The following is a 20,752-nucleotide window of genomic DNA, read 5'->3' as shown; positions in this document are numbered from 1 at the left end:
TAGATATACGCCGAAAACGACATGTTGTCAAACGCTTCAGGGAAAGAGCGTAAAGCAGGAAACATTTAAATACGCCTCTAACGGTATCAAGATAAAGCCGAAACAGATAGGGCAAATTAGAAATGTGTTTGGTCACAGCATCACGGCGCTCAAAAACAAAAAGCCTGAGGCAGAACATCCTGCCTCAGGCTTTTTTCTAAAAACTTCCGAGATCTATTTAATCGCGTCGACGATTGCGTTCAACGTCGGGCTCGGACGCATCGCTTTGGTCGTCTTCTCCGAATCGGAATGATAGTAGCCGCCGAGATCAACGGGTTTTCCTTGAGCGGCCTTCAGCTCGGCCAGAATCTTCTGCTCGTTCTGCTCCATCTCTTTGGCGATCTTGGAGAAGCGGGCTTGAAGGTCCTTGTCCTGCGTCTGCTCGGCCAGGGCCTGCGCCCAGTAGAAGGCGAGGTAGAAGTGGCTTCCGCGATTGTCGAGCTCGCCGAGCTTGCGGCCGGGCGACTTGTTGGTGTCGAGGAACTTGCCGGTGGCGCGGTCGAGGGTGTCGGCCAGGAGCTGCGCCCTGGAATTGTTGCCGGCCTTGGCGAGATGCTCCAGCGACGCGGCGAGCGCCAGGAATTCGCCGAGCGAATCCCATCGCAAGAACCCTTCTTCCTGAAGCTGCTGAACATGTTTCGGGGCCGAGCCGCCGGCGCCGGTCTCGAAAAGGCCGCCGCCGTTCATGAGCGGAACGATCGAGAGCATTTTGGCGCTGGTGCCGATCTCCAGAATCGGGAAAAGATCGGTGAGGTAGTCTCTTAACACGTTCCCGGTCACCGAGATGGTATCCTTCCCCTCCTTGATCCGCTCCAACGACAGGCGCGTCGCCTCGGCCGGAGACATGATCCGGATGTCGAGGCCTTTCGTGTCGTGGTTCGGCAGATATTTGTTGACCTTCTTGATCAGCTCCGCGTCGTGCGCCCGGTCCTTGTTGAGCCAGAAGATCGCGGGAGCGCCGGTCGCTTTCGCCCGGGTGACGGCGAGCTTCACCCAGTCCTGGATCGCGGCATCCTTCACCTGGCACATCCGCCAGATGTCTCCTTCTTCCACATTGTGCTCCAGCAAGGTCTGGCCCGACGTGGTGACGACCCGGATCGTGCCGTTGCCCGGCGCTTTGAAGGTCTTGTCGTGCGATCCATACTCCTCCGCCGCTTGCGCCATGAGGCCGACGTTCGGAACGCTCCCCATCGTCTTCGGATCGAGGGCGCCATGTTTTTTGCAAAACTCGACGACTTCCTTATAGACCGGGGCGTAGCTGCCGTCCGGGATGACCGCCTTGGTGTCCTGAAGCTTGCCGTCGGGGCCGTACATCTTTCCGGAGTCGCGGATGACCGGCGGCATGGAAGCGTCGATGATCACGTCGCTCGGAACATGGAGGTTCGTGATCCCCTTGTCGGAGTTGACCATCGCGAGCGCCGGCCGCTTTTTGTACACTTCTTGAATGTCGGCTTCGATCGCGGCGCGTTGATCGTCCGGCAGGTTCTTGATCTTGGCGTAGAGGTCGCCCAAGCCGTTGTCGGGATCGACGCCGAGCTTCTGGAAGGTGTCTTTGTATTTTTCGAAGACCTCTTTGAAGAAGACCGAGACGACATGGCCGAAAATCTTCGGATCGGAGACCTTCATCATCGTCGCCTTGAGGTGGACGGAGAACAAGATCCCCTGCTTTTTGGCATCTTCAATCTGCGCTTCGAGGAATTCCCGGAGGGCCTTGCGGCTCATGAACGTGGCGTCGATCACCTCGCCCGCCTTGATCGTGACCTTCGGTTTCAGAACGGTGGTCTTTCCGTCCTGGCCGACGAACTCGATCCGCGCCTCGGTCGCCTCGTTGACCGTCATCGACTTCTCGTTCGACCGGAAATCGCCCTGGGTCATATGGGCGACATGGGTCTTGGAGTCGGGGGTCCACGGCCCCATCTTGTGCGGGTTCTTTTTGGCGTAGTTTTTCACCGAGAGGGGCGCGCGGCGATCGGAGTTTCCTTCGCGCAGCACCGGATTGACGGCGCTTCCCAAAACCTTGGCATATCGCGCCTTGATCTCTTTTTCTTGGTCGGTTTTCGGGTCTTCGGGATAGTCAGGGATTTTGTAACCCTGGGCCTGTAATTCCTTGATGGCCGCTTTCAGCTGGGGGACCGAAGCGCTGATGTTGGGGAGCTTGATGATGTTGGCTTCCGGCGTCTTGGCCAGTTCTCCCAATTCGGCCAGGTCGTCCGATTGCTTCTGGGCGGCCGTGAGATTTTCGGGAAAGGCGGCGATAATTCTGCCGGCCAGCGAGATATCCCTCAATTCAACCGAAACGCCCGATACTTTTGTAAATGCATTGACGATCGGAAGAAAAGAATAGGTTGCCAGGGCAGGCGCTTCATCCGTTTTTGTCCAAAGAATTTTGGTTGCTTTTGTCGTCATGATTTTTTCCTCACTTGAAAAATTCAATTTCCCCGAGTTTCTGAGCCTATGGACCGTTACTTTCTTCTATTTCAACATATAATTCCGCGCGATCTAAGTCCCTATTTAAATGCAAAGAGAAACGCCACGTCAAGTAAAATTTGTTGCATTTATAATGCTCATCCCCCCCTTTTGTCGATTTTCCGCCTGCCGTCATTTAAAACCATCTTTCGATGCGGAATGCCCGCCTCGTAAAAGCGCTCCCCTTCCGCGGTAAATCCGAGCGCTTCATAGAAGGATAAGGCCGATTCCTGCGCGTGGAGATAAAGTCCGACCCGCTTCTTCTTCCCAAAAGTCTTCTTGATGAAATCAATCAGGGCGGTCCCAACCCCCTTTCCGCGCCAATCTTTCCGGACCGCCATCCGGCCGATCTTTCCCGATTTTCTCTGGCCCGTTTTTCCTTTCACGACCAGGCGCGCCGTGCCGATGACCTCCCCTCCTAAGATTGCGACGAAGTGGATCGCACGGTCATCCGCGTCATCGAGCTCGATCTCAAGCGGAACCCCCTGCTCGATCACGAAGACTTCTTCCCGAAGGCGGATCAATCGAAAGAAATCTTCTTGTTTCTCGGCAATCCGAACCGTGGGCCGCACGACCATTCCCTTAATTGACAGAACGGAACCGACCGGCTAAAGTAGAAACCATTGGAGGTGACGATGCGCGCCGGACTCTTCCTCATGATCGTTTTCATCCTTCAGCCGACCCTCGGCCGCGCCGAGGTTTTAAAGTATATCGACGAAAACGGCGCGGTCGCCTTTACCGATAATATCGAGAATGTCCCGGAGGCGCTGCGCTCTCAAATCGAAAAGATCGAGCCGGAGATCCCTCCGGCCCTCTCTGAATCGGTTCCTCCCCCCGCGCAGGAGTTCGCCCGCCAGGAATATGAACGCTGGATCGATCATCCCCTCGCCAAGTACGCCTTCGGCTTTATTCTTCTTTCCATCGCCATGTTTTACGTCCAACGGAGGACAAAGAGCTTCCTGCTCGGACTCGTCATGAAACTCCTTTTCGTCGGATTTCTCGGCGCCGCGATCTACAGCGTTCTCTCCGCACAAGACAAGGCGATCACCCCGGCCGCGCTTCAGAAAGCGGCCGAGCCGTTCCTCCCCACCCCCCGGCCGATTCACCAGGCCAAAGAAGCCGTAAAAAAGATGGAAGAGGCCCAGAAGAAAAAAGAAGCGGCGATGGAGTCGCTGATGGGCGAATAGCCGGTCAGCCTAATCTGGAAAGTTTGTTTCTGAGGAAATGATCGACCAGAACCAGCGCCATCATCGCCTCGGCGATCGGAACGGCGCGCAGGCCGACGCAGGGATCGTGCCGCCCTTTGGTGGCGATCTTCGCCGGACGGCCGTGAATATCGATCGTCTCCTGCTCGATGGCGATCGAAGAGGTCGGCTTCACCGCCAGCCGCACGACGATCTCGTCCCCGTTGGAGATCCCGCCGAGGATGCCGCCGGCATTGTTTGATTTGAAACCGGCCGGCGTGATCGGGTCGCAATTCTCGCTCCCCCGCATCTCGACCACTTTAAATCCGGCCCCGATTTCGACCCCCTTCACGGCGTTGATCGACATCATCGCCCCCGCGAGCGCCGCGTCGAGCTTATCGAAGACCGGCTCTCCGAGCCCGGCGGGGACCCCCTTCGCGACCACCTCCACCATCGCCCCCACCGAATCTTTTTCCGACTGCGCCTCCTGGATCACCCGCGTCATCGCCTCCACCGCATCGGGGTCGGGGCAGAAGAGGGGGTTCTGCCGGATTTGTGCATAGTCGATCTTTTTAATTTTCACGGGACCGACCTGCGCGACATAGCCGACAATCTCAATCCCCTCGCGCGCCAGGACCTTCCGGGCGATCGCCCCCGCCGCCACCCGCGCCACCGTCTCGCGCGCGGAAGAGCGTCCGCCGCCGCGGTAATCGCGAAAACCGTATTTCTTGAAGTAGGTGTAATCGGCATGGCCGGGGCGGAAAAGATCTTTGATCGATTCGTAATCTTTCGACTTGGCATCTTCGTTGTAGACGATCAGGCCGATCGGCGTCCCGGTCGTCCGCCCCTCGAAGATCCCGGAGAGGATCTTCACCGCATCGGACTCCTTCCGCTGTGTGACGAGCTTGCTCTGGCCCGGCTTTCTCCGGTCGAGGTCTTTCTGAAGATCCTCTTCCGAGAGGGACAACCCGGCGGGGCAGCCGTCGACGACCGCGCCGAGCGCGATGCCGTGGCTCTCGCCGAAGGTGGTCACCCGAAAAATCTGTCCGAAGCTGCTTCCCGACATCCCCTCTCCCAAAAAACCGGGCGGGTCATCGACCCGCCCTGACACCAAGCGTCATTCCCGCGCAAGCGGGAATCCAGCGGTCTTTGATTTAAGTGCACTGGATTCCCGATGAAACGTTCGGGAATGACGGATTAAAGCTGTTAGTGCACGCCGACCTGAAGACACTCCTTGCAAAGCTTCTTTCCCCCCTCCTCCAACAGGAGGGCGACGTTCGTCTGCTCGCCGCAATTTCCGCACGGCTCGGCGTCATATTTACCGCTCTTCGGCGGCGGGGGAAGGGTCACATGCTCAATTTTAAAGAGGGCTGCGTCAGGCGCGTTTAGGATCTCATTGATCTTGTCGTCGGTCAGCTTTTGGAAAGCCGCCTTGTTCTCCGCCGTGGCGTTGGGGGCGGTCGCCTCCTTCCGCAGCTTTCGCAGCTGCGCATGATCGAAGGTGTCCCAATAGGTGCAGTAGGCCCGGACCGCCTTTCCGGTTTTGGTGTTCTGGAGAATATAAACCGGCTTGCCGACCTGGGTGAGATAAAGGTTCCGCTTGCCGAAGGTGCAGCCGGTGATCTCTTGAATCGCATCGAGCGCGCAGGTCTCATTCCCGACCAGAGCGACCAGCTCCTTCATGTTCTTCATCTGGTCCCCCATCTCCCGCATCAAGACTTTTGCGGCCCGATAACCGACCGCAATATCCAAACAAAGATGCCGATGAAAATCGACCGCCTTCTTGAATTCAGGATCCATTCTTCGCCCCCTTCCGGAAAAAGTTCATCATTTGCCCGCGATCATATCATATTATTCCAAGAAATCAAACGAGTGAGATCTAATCCGCCGCCACTGGCGGCGACGCCACTCTCCCCCCGATCGCCCCGCGCCGCATCAGCCACCACAACACCGCCAGTCCCGGAACCGCCCCCAATACGCTGGCGGCGAAAAACATCGGCCACCCCAACCCGGCCGCCAGGAGGCCGGTCGGCGCGCCGGCGATTTTCGGGGTGATCGCCATCAGGCTGGAGAGGAGAGCATACTGGGTGGCGCTGTAGCGCTTTTCGGTAAGGCTCATCAAGAAGGCGACGAACGCCGCCGTTCCCATGCCGCCGGAGAGGTTGTCGACGCCGACCGCCAGAATCAGCGCGGCCTTGTTCTGCCCCGCCAGGGCGACCCCCATGTAAGTCAAATTGGTGACCGCCTGGAGGATGCCGAAGGCCCAGAGCGAACGGTAAATCCCGAGGCGCGCGATGAGGCCGCCGGCGGCGACGGCGCCGAAGATCGTGGCGACCAGCCCGAATCCTTTGTTCACCGCCCCGATCTCGGTTTTGGAGAAACCGACATCGAGCAAGAAGGGGGTCGTCATCGCCCCGGCAACGGCGTCCGGGAGTTTATAAAGAATGATAAAAAGGAGCAGAACAAGCGCGGCATCGCGGCTGAAAAAAGCCCTGAAGGGGAGCGCCACCGCCTCCGCCAGGCTGCGGGGGCTGCCGCCGCTCTTCGGCTCGGTTCCCCACAACGCGGCGGCCACGCCGACCAGCATCAGCCCCGCCATGATCCGATAGACCGCCGCCCAGGGCAAGTGGTCGGCCAGGATCAGCGCCATCGCCCCGGAGGAGAGCATTCCCAGGCGGTAGCCGAGCACCGAGACCGCCGCCCCCGCGCCGAGCTCTTCCTCTCTGAGAACGTCCGCCCGGTAGGCGTCGACCACGATGTCCTGGCTCGCGGAGAGAAACGAAACGAGCACCGCCGTCACCGCCAGGAGCCAGGGCTGTGAAACCGGATTCAAACTTCCCATGAAGACGATCGCCGCCATGAGGGTTAGCTGCGTCACCACCAGCCAGCCCCGCCGCCGTCCCAGAAAAGGGGGAGTATAGCGGTCCATGAGGGGCGCCCAGAGATATTTCACCGTATACGGCAACCCCACTAAGGTAATTGCGCCGATGGCGGCGAGATCGACCCCCGCATCCTTCATCCAGGCCTGCAAGGTGCCGAAGGTGAGCGCCAGCGGCAGGCCCGAAGAAAAACCGAGCAGCAGCAACACGGCGACCCGCCGGTTGCTGAAGACTTGAAGATAGAGATTCATAATTTCTCGCGTCGGTGGAGTGGAATGATAAATCATCGCTACTTTACCCCGTTCGGATCGTTTTGTCATCTCCCTTACAGTCTAAAACTCTGCCTGAACGGTATGATGGAAAGGCAGGGGATTGACTTCCTTAAGGGCTCTGCGTATTCTAAGAAATGTTTTTCCAACCTTTGATTTTAATCCATTTCAATTCTATTCTAAGGTATAAGCGGAAGCCGATCCGACGTCTGCGAATCAACTTCACAATGGAGCCGACCCATGAAGGGACAAAAATTTCTGGAAATCTTGCGAAAGCGAAAAGACGAAATCCTGGAGAACTGGGTGAAGCGGCAACTTCCTCTGGCAGGCAAGGGAGGGGTCACTTCGGATGAGCTTCGGCGCCAATGCGTCGAGTTCCTCGACCTGCTCGAAAACGTGATACAGAGCGGGGCCTCCAGTCCGGATGATCCGAAAACGGCGCCGATCGTCGAATTCCTCAAGGAGGTCTCGCGGGATCGGGTCATGAGAGGATTCTCTCCGACCGAAACGGCCGTCTTCATTTTCAGTCTCAAAGAAATAGTCCTCCCGATGCTCCAACCGCTTGCCAAGAATGAGGAGACCTTCTCCAGCGAAGTAATGCCGCTCTCTCTTCTTCTCGACCAGATGGGATTGCTCACCTTCGAGCAATACCTGAACAACCGCGAAGAGGTCATCGCTCGACAACAGCTCGACATGACCGAGCTCTCCACCCCGGTCGTCAAGATTTGGGAGGGGATTCTCGCCCTGCCGCTCATCGGAACCCTCGATTCCAGACGGACGATGACCGTCATGGAAAAACTTCTTCAGAAAATCGTCGATACCACGGCCACCGTGGCGATCCTCGACATCACCGGCGTCCCAACCGTAGACACCCTGGTGGCCAATCACATCATGAAAACGGTCGCGGCGACCCGACTGTTGGGCGCGGAGGTGATCATCACCGGGGTCTCGCCTGCCATCGCGCAGACGATCGTTCACCTGGGGGTCGATCTTTCCGGAATTCAAACGCGGGCGACCATGGCGGAGGGGTTGAAGCTGGCGCTCCGGATGACCAAACAACAAATGACCGAGGAGGCCCGGAACGGGGTGAACCTGCTGGAGAAGGGAATTGCAGCGGCCCAGACGGCGCAGGCCCGGAAGGGACGGAGCTAAATGGAAAAAATTCCGATCATCAAAGTCGGCGACACCCTTCTCGTCTCGATTCAAACCGATCTTCAGGACCAGGTCGCCATGACAATGCAGACCGATCTCCTCGGCAGGATCGAGCAGACCTCCGCCCGCGGGGTGATCATCGATATCTCGGTCGTCGATATCGTCGATTCGTTCCTGGGCCGTGTCCTTTCCGACACCGCCTCGATGGCGCGGATCATGAACGCGGTGGTGGTGGTGGTCGGGATACAGCCCTCCGTCGCCATCACCCTGGTCGAGCTCGGTTTGGAGCTAAAACAGATTCCGACCGCATTGAACGTCGAACGGGGCCTGCAGCTTCTGCGGGAGAGGATCGCATGGGAGGATCATGCCGTCGCAGACGGCGCGGAATCGAGGGAGCTCGGTCGGGAAGAGGAGCGCGCGCGCAATGGTCACGGTTAGCCGGGCAACCCGCCTCTCGATTTCGAATGAAGTCGATCTGGTCAGGGCCCGCCAGGAGGTCCGCGTTCAGGCGCAGGCGCTCGGGTTCAGCCTGGTCGATCAAACGCGCATCACCACGGCGGTCAGCGAGCTGATCCGGAACATGATGAAATATGCCGGCGGCGGAACGATGGAGATCGAGGGGGTCCGGAATGGGGTCCGCATCGGCCTTCGGATTATTTGTCACGACAAGGGCCCCGGAATTCCTGACATCGGCCTGGCGATGAAGGAAGGTTATTCGACCAGCAACGGGTTGGGATACGGCCTGCCGGGAACGAAACGGCTGGTGGACGAATTCGACATCTGGTCGGAAGTCGGGAAAGGGACGCGGGTGACGATTTCGAAATGGCGCTGAAAGCAACGGAGCTCTGTGTGATTGTTCCCGAAGGAGCGGCATGGGCAGGCGAGATCCGGCGCCGATTGGTCCGCCTGGCGGAATCGGTCGGCTTCTCCGAGGAGAAATGTTCGGATGTCGCCCTGGTCGCCACGGAGATGGCGACCAATCTGGAAAAACACCGCGCCGTCTTGCCGGTCATCCGGTACGGCGTGACCGAATCGGATCTGCGCGGCCGAAGCCTTCTCATGATCTCGGAAGACCGGGGCCCCGGCATCCCTCATCCGGAGCAGGCGCTTCGAGACCATTATTCGACGGCAGGAACATTGGGAGGGGGGCTCGGCGCCATCCGGCGCCTCTCGGATGACTTCGCGATTTACTCCGAGACGACGCGTCCGAGGGGAGGCTTCCCCGGAACGGTCGTTGTCTCGCGGATCTGGAGCAACGGCCCCTCTTCCGACAACCTGTTCGACTGCGAAGCGCTCACCCGGCCGAAGCCGGGAGAGATCGATAACGGTGACGGGGTCTGGTTCGGGCAAAGCGGCGATTCTCTGCAGGTGGCGGTCATCGACGGCCTGGGACACGGCCTGGGGGCAAAAAAGGCGGCCCAAGCGGCGCGGGAGGGGCTCAATGGAACCGGCCGGCTCCCCCTCGACGCCGTTCTCGACCGGCTTCATCGCGCGCTCCAGCGGACGCAGGGAGCGGTCGTCGGGATTCTCCGGATCGACCTGAAAGAAGGACGGGCGGTCTACGCCGGGGTCGGCAACATCGATTGCCGGATTTACGGGCCGCACCCGGCCAGACCGATTTCAATGAACGGCTCGCTCGGGGTGGTCACGCCGCGATTTCGTGAAGAGTCGTTTCCCTTCGAAAAGGGGGACGTTTTTGTTCTTACGAGCGACGGGATTTCAACCAAGTGGGATCCGGCCGATTATGGCAAATCGGCCTCGGCGTCTCCCCTTCTCCTCGGCTCTCTCCTGTTGAGAGACCACAGCCGCCCGAAAGACGACGCCACGGTGGTCGTCGGACGAATTGGATGATGATGGGTTCCCTCACGGAAAAGAAAGTTTTATCGCTCTCAATCGGAAAACAGAGCCGGCTCTTGACCGTTCGGAACAAAATCCGGACGGTTCTCGATCACCTGGAGATCCCGCGCCGGGAGCAGAACCGGCTGATCATCGCCCTCTCGGAGCTGATGCGCAACACCATTCAGTATGCCAAGTCGGGGGAGATGACCCTGTCTGCCGTTCAAGAGGGATCAACCTGGTCGATCGCCTTCGTTCTCTCCGACAAAGGCCCCGGCATCGCCCATCTCGACGAGATCCTGCAAGGGGCCTACCGCTTCGCGCCGGGGCGGGGCTTTGGAATCGCTTCGGCCAAACGCCTCTTGGATGAATTCGAGATGCAGACCGTCTTGGGAAAAGGGACCCAGGCGTGCGGCCGGATAGAGGTCGGGCATCTCTATGCGCAAGGGCTCGATGAAGGGCGGATGGCGCGCCTGCACGAGACCCTCGCCCAGCAGCCCGACATCGAAGAGCTCGTCACCTCCCTTCGCGAAAAAGAGCAATTGATCGAACAATTGAACAATGAGCTCAACGTCACCAACGAAGGGATCATCGCCCTCTATCGCGAGATCGATGAAAAAAACGTCGAGCTCTCCCGCGCCAATCAGATGAAGTCGTCGTTCCTGGCCAGCATGTCTCACGAGCTGAGAACCCCCCTCAACTCGATCCTGGCCCTCAGCCAGATCCTCCTCGACCGGATCGACGGCGATCTTTCCGGCGAACAGGAAAAACAGGTAACGATGATTCAAGACTCGGGCGAGCGGCTCCTTCAGCTGATCAACGATATCCTCGATCTCTCCCGGATCGAGGCGGGAAAGGTCCGGATCGAGAAGATGTGGATCGATCTACGCAAGGTGGCGCAAGAGGCGATCACCAGCATGGAGCCTTTGGCGAAGAAAAAAGGGCTGACCTTGCGCTTCGTCGCCCCCGACTCCCTTCCTCAGGTCTTTGCCGATGAAGCGCGCGTGCGGCAGATCCTTCTCAATTTCTTGAGCAATGCGGTGAAATTCACCCCCGCCGGCTCGATTCTCGTGAGCTTGGCCCTGCCCGTGAAGGAGGAACGGGAAATCGCCGTGTCGGTTCAAGACACCGGGATCGGAATCGCCCAGAAAAACTTGGTTTACATCTTCGAGCCGTTCCATCAAATCGACAACACCCCCGCCCGTAAATACGGCGGGACCGGCTTGGGACTCTCGATCTCCAAACAGCTGGTGGAGCTGATGGGGGGAAGGATCTGGGCCAACAGCAGCGAGGGAGAAGGATCGACCTTCACCTTCACCCTTCCGATGGCCAAAACAGGGGTCGGCGCGAAGTTTCAGGAGTGATCGATGCCGATACGGATTTTACTGGTCGAAGACACGCCGGTGAACATGTATGTCCTTCAGCGCGTCTTCAACAAGGAAGGATTCGAGGTGCTGGAGGCGACCGACGGGAAAGAGGCGGTCCGCAAAGCCGAAAAGGAAAAACCCGATATCGTCCTGATGGACATGCGTCTTCCCGGCATGAGCGGGTACGAAGCGGTGACCCTCCTCCACAAGAAGATCCCCTCGCTTCCGATCATTGCCGTCACCGCCGACGCCCTGCCGGGAGACCGGGAGTGGTGCCTGAACCTCGGATGCGCCGATTATTTTTCCAAGCCGATCAAATACCGGGAAGTGATCGACGCGGTCTATCGAATTATCAAGGACGGCGACAATCGATCGACCGCAAGCGCTTAAGAAAGGTGAGCCGACGGAAATGAGCCAAGCCGATTCAATCAACCCATATTTTGAAGGAGGAAGAGAGAATATGCCGACCGTTTTAGTCGTGGATGATACCGAAACCAACCGGTATATCCTGGAGAAAATTTTAAAGACCGAGGGCTTCCAGGTCATCTCCGCCGAAAACGGCGCCCAAACCCTGGCCCGCGCCGCCGAGGAGCGGCCCGACCTGATCCTCCTCGACATCAATATGCCCGACATGGACGGGTTCGAAGTTTGCCGGCGCCTCAAAAAAAATCGACAGACCGAGGTGATCCCGGTCATCATCATCTCCGCCACCTATTACGATCTCGAAAGCCGCGTCCGCGGCATCGAGCTGGGGGCGATCGACTATTTGACCCAGCCGGTCAACAAGGGGGAGCTGTTGGCCCGCGTCCACAGCAACCTCCGGTCAAAATACTATTATGACCGGGCGGTCAAAGATGCGGAGCGTTTCAAGCGGATGACCGAAGTCGGGAATCTTCTCTTCGCCTCCGTCTCAAGCGGTCCCTTCCCTTCCGAGATCGCGACGAAGATCATGCAGATGTTCGACGCGGCGGGAGCCGCCGTCCTCTTTCGAGACCGGTCGGAGGGGCACTTCCGCTGGACGATGACCGGCGGTATTTTTGCGGGGCTGGAGAGCGACCCCGACGCGCTCACGGGGGAAACCCAAGGGCTGCTGGCGCAGGTGCTCTCAAAGCAGCGGCGGACGGTTCTCTCCCGCGCCGAGGTCGCGGCCGATCCTTCTCTTGGAAGAATCTTGGCCGGAAAGGAGTTGGAGGGATTGGTCCTCTCGCCGCTCTCCTACCAAACGTACACCAAGGGGGTGCTGCTGATCGCCCTTCGCAGGCCGCTCCTCTCCCCCGAGGAGGAAGATCCCATTGAGATTCTCTCCTCCCGAATGACCGCCGGACTGCTGAACCGGGAGGCCTACCAATATCTTCACCGGACGAACGAGGTCCTCTCCCGGACCAACCTGAAACTTCGAGAAGAGGCGATGCAGCACCAAACCTCCGTCTCCTACACCTCTCACGATCTGAAAACGCCGTTAAACGCCATCATCGGATTTGCCTCGCTCCTTCGGGACGCGAACATGGATGACGAAAAAAAGAAATCGGCGGTCGAGCGGATCCTCACCAATTCGAAAGACCTTCTCCGGATGCTCGAAAAGGGGCTCGACCAGTTCCGCTCCAAAGCAACCGAGGCGGCCGAGGTCGATCTGAGCGAGCTGGTCCGGGAGCAGATCCAAAACGAGCTGATTCCCCTCCTCTTCGGGAAGGAGGTGGAGGCGGAGAGCCGGATCGAGCCGGGGGTGCGCATCCGCGTCTCCGACCCGGACCTGATCAAACATATCCTCTCGAATCTCCTGTCCAACGCGGCCAAGTTCACCCCCACCGGAAGCATCCAGATCCGGGTTCGGAAGGCGAAGGAGAAAGAAGAAGAGGGGGCTCAAATCGTCGTGACGGACACCGGGATCGGCATCGAGGCCGACCGGCTGGCCCGCATTTTCGACACGTTCAGCCACGCGTCGGGATATGAAGGGAGCGGGATCGGCCTGACGATCGTCCACCACATCGTTCAACGGCTGCGCGGAAAGATCAAGGTGAAGAGCACGCCGGGGGCCGGAACGCAATTTACCCTCTGGCTCCCTCAACAGTGCGATCCGGCCGGTTGAATCGATCGTGGACAGCGCGCCCCCTCCTTCATCACGCATCGACCGGATCACCTTTTGTCTTGTCTCACCCGAAAGCCCCGGCAACATCGGAAGCGCGGCCCGTGCCCTCAAGAACATGGGATTCAGCCGCTTGGCGCTCGTCTCCCCTACCGACCCGCGCGGCGAGGAATCGATCCGGATGGCCTACCGCTCCCGCGAGATTCTCAATGAAGCCCGGCTGTTTCCCGATCTCTCCGCGGCCCTCTCCGAAACGGAGTGGGTCGTCGGCATCAGCGGGCGAAAGAGAAGAGGGGCCGGGGTTGAATCGATCGAGACGCTGGCCGCGGAGATCTGGGAGCGGGCCGGCCGTCAAAAGATCACGCTGCTCTTCGGTTCGGAAGGAACCGGCCTCTCCAACGAAGCCCTCTCCCGCTGCCACCGAACCGCCTTCATCCCGACCGGCCCCCGTTTCTCCTCGCTGAATCTCGCCCAGGCGGTCTTGCTGGTCGCCGCCGCCCTCCACCGGGCAAGTTCCCTCGCCCCCTCTCCCTCCTCGGATCCGAACGGCCGGCCCGCGCCAGGGATCGCCTCTGTTGCCGAAACGGAATCTTTCTTTCATGAGATGGAACGGACGCTGGAAGAAATCGGCTTTTTGAAACCGCCTGCAAAGAAAAAAACGATAAGAAGGCTGAGGGAAATTTTGATGCGGGCGGAGGTTGATTCGGAAGAGGCAAAGCTGTTGCGGGCGATGTTCCGGCAGATGCTCCGGGCGGCGGGAAAAAAGAAATCGAACTAACGCCGCTCCGCCGTTACCATCATTCCGTGTTTGGGCCGCAGCGTGATCAGCGGTTGAAGCACCACCGGATGGCCCGGAACCAACCGCAGCCGCCAGCGTTGGGCGAGGGTCGCAATCAGGAGAATCCCCTCCATCCAGGCGAACGATTCGCCGATGCAGACGCGGGGGCCGCCGCCGAAAGGGAAATACGAAAACTTCGGACGGACCGCCTTCGCCGCCGGCTCCCAACGCTCCGGGTCGAACCGGAAAGGATCGGGATAATAACGGGGATCGTGATGCATCACATATTGGCTCATCAGGACGATCCCCCCCTTCGGAACGACATACCGGCCGACCGGGTAATCCCGGATCGCGCGATATCCGAGCAGCCACGCGGGGGGATATAGCCGCATCGATTCGGCCAGCAGCTTCTCGGTATAGGTCAACTTCGGCAGATCGTCGACCGCCGGGAGCCTTCCTCCCAGCGCGTCGATCTCGGCGTGGAGTTGCGTCTCCGCGTCGGGATGTTGCGACAGCAGATACCAGGTCCAGGTCAGCGCGTTCGCGGTCGTCTCATGTCCCGCCAGGAAGATCGTCATCGCTTCATCCCGAAGCTGTTGGTCGGTCATCCCGCCGGTCCCCCCTTCCTCGTCGGTGGCGTGAAGGAGCATCGAGAGAAGATCGCCTCGGTCTTCTTTGCTCGCCCGCCGCTCGGCGATCATCCGGTAGACTGTTTCATCCAGGCGGCGCTTTGCTTTTCGAAATTTGAGGGTGCTCGGCACCGGCAGCTCCGCCAAAAGATCGGCGAAGGGAAGGGTAAACCGGTTGAAAAATTCGACCGAGACCGACAGCGCCTCCCCGATCTCCTTCGCCTCCGACTCGGCCTCGGTATCGAAGAGGGTCTTCGCCGCAACCATCATCGTCAGGTGCATCATCTCCTTTAAGACATCGAACGGTTTCTCCTCCTCCCAGCGCTCCCGCGTCCGGACGCCGTAGCCGGTCATCATCTCGCCGTAGGCCCCGATCCGTTGCCGGTGGAAGGCCGGCTGCGCGATCCGCCGCTGGCGGCGGTGGAACTCCCCCTCGCTGGTCAAAAGCCCTTCACCCAGAAGGCGCTTCGCCCACTGAAGTCCCCGCCCCTTGATAAAGCTGCGGTGATCGACCGTTAAGACGTTTTTGATGAGATCGGGATGGTTGAAAAGAAACAGCTCTTGCGATCCGATCTTGAAGCGGGCGATATCCCCGTACTCGCGGGCAAGCCGCATCAGGAAATCGATCGGATCGCGTCGAAAAGGAAAAAGCTGCCCGACCAGCGGCGTTCCCGCCGGGCCCGGCGGCATGTTGGGATGTTTCGGAGTCATGCGGTAGAGGATACCTTAAGCGGCCTTCGATCTCAAGTGGGGCATCTTGTAAGGAAGAATCGCCTTGAAGGTCGCCCCGGCCCCCAATGCGCTCGCCACCCGGACCGTCCCCCCGAGCAGCTCGGTGAACTTTTTGACAATCGAGAGCCCCAATCCCGTCCCCTCATAAGATCGGGTATCGGAAGGATCGGCCTGGTAGAACGGCTCGAAGAGATGCGGCAGATCGGACTCGCCGATGCCGATCCCGGTGTCGGAGACTTCGATGCAAGCGCGCTGTTCCGTCGAATGATCCGAGAGCCGAATCGTCACCGAGCCGTGGTCGGTGAATTTGATGGCGTTCGTAATCAAGTTGGTGACGATCTGCTCGATCTTTTTCGAATCGGAGTGAATCGGCAGCGGGCCGTCTTCATTGATGAACGCCACCGTTAAGCCTTTCTCCTCTCCCATCGGTCTGAGATTCTCGACAATCCCGCCGACCACATCGGCAAGAAACACCGTCTCCGCCTCCACCGGCATCTGTCCCGCCTCCATCCGGTTGAGGTTCAGAAGATTGTTGATCAGCTCCAAAAGAATGTGGGCATTGTAGTAGATCCGGTCGATCCGTTCCGCTCCCTTCGCGGGATCTTCAGCGACATTCGGACGCTTCAGAAGGCCGGAGTAGCCGATGATCGCATTGAGCGGCGTCCTCAGCTCGTGCGAGATAATCGACACAAAGTGCGATTTGGCCCGGTTCGCCTCCTCGGCCTCCCGCGTCTTTTGCTTGAGGTCCTCTTCCCCCCGCTTTCGTTCCGTAATGTCGTCAAAAGTGGTATAAACCTGATAGGGTTTCTCTTCCCCCGGATGGAACTGCGGGACGGCATTGATATTAATCCAACGATAGGCCTCCTCCCGAGGATGAAAGATTCCCATCACCACGTTTCGCACCGCTTTTCCGGTCTTCAGCGCGACGATCGCCGGATGGCTTTCTTCCGGAAAGTGAGATCCATCCTCGTGAATCGCCCGCCAGGAGAGATCAAACGAGGTCCTCCCCGGCATCTGATCCAACGTCAGCCCCAAGATCCGCTCCGCCGCCGGATTGACCGAGATGATTTTTCCCCACGCATTGTGATAAACGACCCCCTGCGCCATCGTCTCGAACAGGTTCCGGTATTTTTCTTCCGACTGCCGCAGAGATCCTTCCACCCGCTTGCGCTCCGCAATTTCTTCTTGAGCGGCGCGGTAGAGTCGCGCGTTCTCGATGGCCAGCGCGGCCCGGCGGGCGAGGTCTTCCGCCAAGGCGAGATCGGTCGGGTTATATCGCCTCCCCGATTCCGCCGAGATAAAGGTAATTGCGCCCAAAATCCGATCGCGGCCCGCGATCGGAACCACCATCACCGACTTTGGATGAATCCCCCGGATCAGCGTTAAGTGCCTCTCATCCGAAGCGGCTTGCCGCAAGAGAGGATCGGAAACCTCCGGGTAGAGTTCCGATTGACCGATCCGTATGACCTGCGGGGCGCCGACCCCCACATTCTGATTAAGCGATTGACGTTGCAGGTCGCGCGCGAGGAGGTTCTTGGAAGGGTCGGCTTGCGCCACGGCCAAACGGAGAAGCGACTGGTCTTCTTCAACCATATCGATCAAGCACCAGTCGGCAAAGCGGGGAACGACAAGATGGGCCACGCTGGAGAGGGTGGTTTTATAGTCGAGCGAGTTCGCCAGGAGCGCCGTCGCCTCGGCCTTCATCAACTCCGCTTGACGCGCTGTCCGCCGATGCGTCAGCTCCTGTTCGATGACATACGCCGTATGCGCCGTCAGAATCACCCGCTCCGGATTGTCGTCGGCCCCGGGGGTCCCGAAGCCGATCGCGCCGATGCCGTTTCCGTTCAGATGAATCGGCGCGCCGGTGCAGGTATAGGCGTGGAAAGGCCGGGCGAAATGCTCCATCTCGATGATCGAAATCGCCTGATCTGCCGATAAAGCCGTTCCTGCGCCGTTGGTCCCCACCTGCCGCTCGGACCAATCGTAGCCCGGAATCAGGTGGAGTTTTTCCCGAAGTTCGGAATCGTTCCCGGTGACGTAGAGGACGATGCCGTCGCGGTCGATCAAAAACAAAACGTGCGGGAGACGGGTCCATGACGAGGAGATCCAATCGAGGTGGAGGGCGGCGATCTCGATCAGCTCACGATTCGATTCGAGTCGACGCTGAAGGGTCTCCTCCGCAATACGTTGGAATAAAACCTGCTCCGGATTGACGCCTTGGGCGCGACATCGCTGCCACGATTCCAGGATGACGCCTCGCCCCCCCTCGGGGGGAACCCCTTCCATAAATTGTTTCCACTGTTGATGGATGGGGTTTTCTTGATTCATCTTGATGTGTGCCGATGGGAAAGACTTTCCAATCCCTTTTCTCGTTTGCTCTGCGGTCTCTTGACTTCGAGATGTTTTCCTCGACCGCAGCTTTTCTAGATCGCGATCCATCTTCATCCTCGCTTGGGATGACCCAAGCTCATCTCTTGAATGTAAGCCTGTTCACTCTATCTATCTTACGCCTACAAAAATAACGGTTCAAGAGGAGGGAAAACGGAGATTTACGACGGAGGCTTCCGTTCATAGGGGAGGGAGAGGGTGAAGGTCGCCCCGGCCCCCAACGTGCTCGCCACCCGGACGGTCCCTCCGAGCAGTTCGGTAAATTTCTTCACGATGGAGAGCCCCAATCCGGTCCCCTCATAAGATCGGGTATCGGAAGGATCGGCCTGGTAGAACGGCTCAAAAAGACGCGGAAGATCCCCCTCGCCGATCCCGATGCCGGTGTCCGACACTTCGATGACGGCCCGCTGCTCGGCCGAGCGGTCCGACAGCCGCACCGTCACCGCGCCGTGATCGGTGAATTTGATGGCGTTGGAGATGAGGTTGGTGACGATCTGCTCGATCTTCTTGGAGTCGGAGTGAATCGGCAGCGGGCCGTCTTCATTGATGAACGCCACCTTCAGCCCCTTCTCCTCTCCCATCGGCCTGAGATTCTCGACAATGCCGCCGACCACGTCGGCGAGAAACACCGTCTCCGCCTCCACCGGCATCTGCCCCGCCTCCATCCGGTTGAGGTTCAGAAGATTGTTGATCAGCTCCAAAAGAATGTGGGCGTTGTAGTAAATACGGTCGTTCATCTCCGACCGCTTGCCCGGCCGTTCGGTAAATTCGGGACGCTTCAGGAGACCGGAGTAACCGATGATGGCGTTGAGCGGCGTTCGCAGCTCATGCGAGATAATCGACACAAACTGTGATTTGGCCCGGCTCGCCTCCTCCGCCTCGCGGGTCTTTTGCCTGAGGGTCTCCTCCATCCGCTTTCGATCGGTGATGTCGCTGGAGATGCCGCAGATCGCATACGGTTTCCCGGTTTGATCGAAGAGAGGAACCTTCATGGAAAGGTAAACGTGGACGCCGTCCACCAGCGGAACCTCCTCTTCGAATTCCAAAGCGTGTTCGGCTTCCAGCACGTTTTCATTATTGGCGCGGAAAGCATCGGCCACCTCTTTAGGGAAGAGGTCATCGATTGATTTGCCGTCCACCTCTGCTTTCTTTAAATCAAAGAGCCTTTCAAATTGCCGGTTGACCATCATGAACCGATGATCGATGCTCATCAGATAAACCACGGCCGTCGTATTATCGAGAATCGCCTGGAGCTGTTCCCGGCTGTTCCGAAGCGCCGCCTCCGCCCGCTTGCGCTCGGTGATATCGACCACAAAGGCAACCCCCTCCGCTCCACTTTCAAGCATGGCGCCGCCGAACAGACCCCAGAACCGGGTGCCGTCTTTTCGGAAATATTCTTTCTCATAAGGGGTGCACCGGCCTCGCGTCTTAAATTCTTGGACCGCTTGCCGTGTCCGCTCCATCCATTCCGGCGGCGTCAGTTGATCCCAACGCACTTTCCCTTCGAGGAGTTCCTCCCGTGTAAAGTCGATCATTTTGAGAAACGCATCATTGGCATCGGTAATCCGCCCGGTTAGATCGAAGAAGGCGAGGCTCACGATGCCGCTCTCGCTCACCTGGCGAAACCGCTCCTCACTTCGACGCAGCGCCTCTTGCGTCCGCTTTCGCTCCGCGATTTCTTCTTGGGCCGCGCGATAGAGCTGCGCGTTCTCAATAGCAAGCCCTGCCCGGCGGGCGAGATCTTCCGCGAGAGCCAGATCGACCCGGTTATAACGCCGGCCCGATTCTGCCGAGATGAAGGTGATCGCCCCCATCACCCGACCCCGACCCGGAATCGGCACCACCATACCTGAGATCGCATTCATTTGCTGGATCAAGCGAAAGTGCCTCTCATCCGAGGCCCCTTCCTTCTTGGCCAAATCGGAAATTTCAGGGTAGAGCTCCGATCGACCGGTCCGTGTCACCCGAGGAGCGCCATAAGGCACATCCGGATTGAGCGACTGATGCCGAAGATCATGTGCGAGGGTGCTTTTGGAAGGATCGGCATGCGCCACCGCACATCGAACAATTAACTGATTCTCTTCGACCATATCGATGATGCACCAATCGGCTAACCGAGGGACAACCAGGCGCGCAATGATGGAAAGGATGGTTTTATAATCGAGCGAGTTGGACAGGAGCATCATCGCCTCGGCTTTGATCGACTCCGCTTGGCTTGCGGTCTGCCGATGCATCAACTCCTGCTCGATGACATAGGCCGTGTGGGAGGTCAGGATCATCCGCTCCGGATGGCCGTCCGCAACGGGGGTCCCGATGCCGATCGCGCCGACGACCTGGCCATTTGCATGGATCGGAACCCCTGTGCAGGCATAATGATGAAACAGTTGAATGAAATGCTCCGGCCCCGAGACCGCGATCGCCTGGTTCCCCGCCAGGGCCGTTCCGACCGCATTGGTCCCCATTTTCCGTTCGGACCAATCATATCCCGGTTCCACATGGAACGACTCTCTCATGCGGGAATCGTTTCCGGTCGCATAAAGGACGATGCCGTCCCGATCGACCAAAAAGACGGCATGAAGGATCTGCGCCAATGAAGAGGAGATCCAATCCAGATGAAGGGCGGCGATATCGACCAACTCTCGGTTCGTGTCGAGCCGAGCCTGAAGATCATCTTCTGTAATGCGACGGGGGGAAAGTTGAGACGGTGCCGGATCGATGCCGTCGGCGCGGCTCCGCCGCCACGACTCCAGGATCACATTTCGCAGCGGCCCCTCGGGCGGAAGCCCTTGAAGAAACCGCTTCCACTGGAGATGGATCGATTCAAATGGCGCTTCACCCCCTTTTTTCGACGGAGAGCGCTTGCCGATCCGATTTTTTTCGATGGGGTTCTTTAATTTTGACTGGGTCTTGCTCGTTCGGATGCCTTCCCGATCGCGATCCATTCATCAAT

At 58.8% G+C, this 20,752-nt stretch carries 17 protein-coding genes; 9 read left to right on the top strand and 8 right to left on the bottom strand.

Going from position 1 to position 20,752, the window contains the following annotated elements:
* Window positions 1-213 precede the first annotated feature (213 nt).
* Window positions 214-2,445: an NADP-dependent isocitrate dehydrogenase gene (locus MNODULE_RS16015; protein ID WP_168061693.1), complete on the bottom strand. Its 2,232-nt coding sequence runs from the start codon at window positions 2,443-2,445 to the stop codon at window positions 214-216.
* Window positions 2,446-2,603: 158 nt separating this feature from the next.
* Window positions 2,604-3,077, bottom strand: a complete 474-nt coding sequence (locus MNODULE_RS16010; RefSeq protein ID WP_202882243.1) for a GNAT family N-acetyltransferase — start codon at window positions 3,075-3,077, stop codon at window positions 2,604-2,606.
* A gap of 63 nt (window positions 3,078-3,140) precedes the next feature.
* Here MNODULE_RS16010 and MNODULE_RS16005 point away from each other — a divergent pair, with 63 nt between their 5' ends.
* Window positions 3,141-3,692 (top strand): hypothetical protein, encoded by a 552-nt coding sequence (locus MNODULE_RS16005; RefSeq protein WP_168061689.1) that lies wholly within the window; start codon window positions 3,141-3,143, stop codon window positions 3,690-3,692.
* Between the two features lie 4 nt (window positions 3,693-3,696).
* Here MNODULE_RS16005 and aroC read toward each other — a convergent pair whose 3' ends face one another.
* From aroC to MNODULE_RS15990, 3 genes are all read right to left on the bottom strand, one after another.
* Window positions 3,697-4,755, bottom strand: coding sequence for a chorismate synthase (gene aroC, locus MNODULE_RS16000; protein ID WP_168061687.1), 1,059 nt, complete (start codon window positions 4,753-4,755; stop codon window positions 3,697-3,699).
* A 140-nt stretch (window positions 4,756-4,895) separates the two neighbouring features.
* A complete protein-coding gene (locus tag MNODULE_RS15995) occupies window positions 4,896-5,489 on the bottom strand; it encodes an FmdE family protein (RefSeq protein ID WP_168061685.1) in 594 nt (197 codons plus the stop codon).
* Between the two features lie 79 nt (window positions 5,490-5,568).
* A complete protein-coding gene (locus tag MNODULE_RS15990; protein WP_168061683.1) occupies window positions 5,569-6,819 on the bottom strand; it encodes an AmpG family muropeptide MFS transporter in 1,251 nt (416 codons plus the stop codon).
* Window positions 6,820-7,077: 258 nt separating this feature from the next.
* Between MNODULE_RS15990 and MNODULE_RS15985 the strand changes: the two genes are divergently transcribed.
* The 8 genes from MNODULE_RS15985 (at window position 7,078) to MNODULE_RS15950 (ending at window position 14,053) form a co-directional block, all read left to right on the top strand.
* Window positions 7,078-7,989: an STAS domain-containing protein gene (locus MNODULE_RS15985; protein WP_168061681.1), complete on the top strand. Its 912-nt coding sequence runs from the start codon at window positions 7,078-7,080 to the stop codon at window positions 7,987-7,989.
* Entirely contained in the window at window positions 7,990-8,427 is a 438-nt protein-coding gene (locus MNODULE_RS15980; RefSeq protein ID WP_168061679.1) for an STAS domain-containing protein, read from the top strand. It begins immediately after the preceding gene.
* The gene (locus tag MNODULE_RS15975) at window positions 8,414-8,821 is read left to right on the top strand and encodes an anti-sigma regulatory factor (RefSeq protein ID WP_168061677.1); all 408 of its coding nucleotides are present in this window, start codon (window positions 8,414-8,416) and stop codon (window positions 8,819-8,821) included. Before MNODULE_RS15980 ends, MNODULE_RS15975 begins: the two co-directional genes overlap by 14 nt.
* Window positions 8,812-9,840 (top strand): SpoIIE family protein phosphatase, encoded by a 1,029-nt coding sequence (locus MNODULE_RS15970; protein ID WP_168061675.1) that lies wholly within the window; start codon window positions 8,812-8,814, stop codon window positions 9,838-9,840. The genes MNODULE_RS15975 and MNODULE_RS15970 overlap by 10 nt, the downstream gene beginning before the upstream one ends.
* Window positions 9,837-11,189 (top strand): ATP-binding protein, encoded by a 1,353-nt coding sequence (locus MNODULE_RS15965; RefSeq protein ID WP_168061674.1) that lies wholly within the window; start codon window positions 9,837-9,839, stop codon window positions 11,187-11,189. The genes MNODULE_RS15970 and MNODULE_RS15965 overlap by 4 nt, the downstream gene beginning before the upstream one ends.
* Before the next feature lie 3 nt (window positions 11,190-11,192).
* Window positions 11,193-11,582 carry a response regulator gene (locus MNODULE_RS15960; protein ID WP_168061672.1) on the top strand — a complete coding sequence of 130 codons (390 nt, stop codon included), beginning with the start codon at window positions 11,193-11,195 and terminating at the stop codon, window positions 11,580-11,582.
* Window positions 11,583-11,652: 70 nt separating this feature from the next.
* The gene (locus MNODULE_RS15955) at window positions 11,653-13,278 is read left to right on the top strand and encodes a hybrid sensor histidine kinase/response regulator (RefSeq protein WP_168061670.1); all 1,626 of its coding nucleotides are present in this window, start codon (window positions 11,653-11,655) and stop codon (window positions 13,276-13,278) included.
* 7 nt (window positions 13,279-13,285) lie between these two features.
* Window positions 13,286-14,053 (top strand): TrmJ/YjtD family RNA methyltransferase, encoded by a 768-nt coding sequence (locus MNODULE_RS15950; RefSeq protein ID WP_168061668.1) that lies wholly within the window; start codon window positions 13,286-13,288, stop codon window positions 14,051-14,053.
* Here the strand turns inward: MNODULE_RS15950 and MNODULE_RS15945 are convergent.
* The 3 genes from MNODULE_RS15945 to MNODULE_RS15935 form a co-directional block, all read right to left on the bottom strand.
* Window positions 14,050-15,393 (bottom strand): cytochrome P450, encoded by a 1,344-nt coding sequence (locus tag MNODULE_RS15945; protein WP_202882242.1) that lies wholly within the window; start codon window positions 15,391-15,393, stop codon window positions 14,050-14,052. The two genes, MNODULE_RS15950 and MNODULE_RS15945, sit on opposite strands and share 4 nt — an antisense overlap.
* Before the next feature lie 15 nt (window positions 15,394-15,408).
* Window positions 15,409-17,742: an ATP-binding protein gene (locus MNODULE_RS15940; RefSeq protein ID WP_168061666.1), complete on the bottom strand. Its 2,334-nt coding sequence runs from the start codon at window positions 17,740-17,742 to the stop codon at window positions 15,409-15,411.
* A 221-nt stretch (window positions 17,743-17,963) separates the two neighbouring features.
* Window positions 17,964-20,744: a PAS domain S-box protein gene (locus MNODULE_RS15935; RefSeq protein ID WP_168061664.1), complete on the bottom strand. Its 2,781-nt coding sequence runs from the start codon at window positions 20,742-20,744 to the stop codon at window positions 17,964-17,966.
* Between the last annotated feature and the right edge of the window lie 8 nt (window positions 20,745-20,752).

Origin of the sequence: Candidatus Manganitrophus noduliformans, assembly GCF_012184425.1 — a bacterium.
Lineage (GTDB): Bacteria > Nitrospirota > Nitrospiria > SBBL01 > Manganitrophaceae > Manganitrophus > Manganitrophus noduliformans.
The sequence above is the reverse complement of the archived record's forward strand: the minus strand, read 5'-3'. Positions and strand labels throughout refer to the sequence as shown.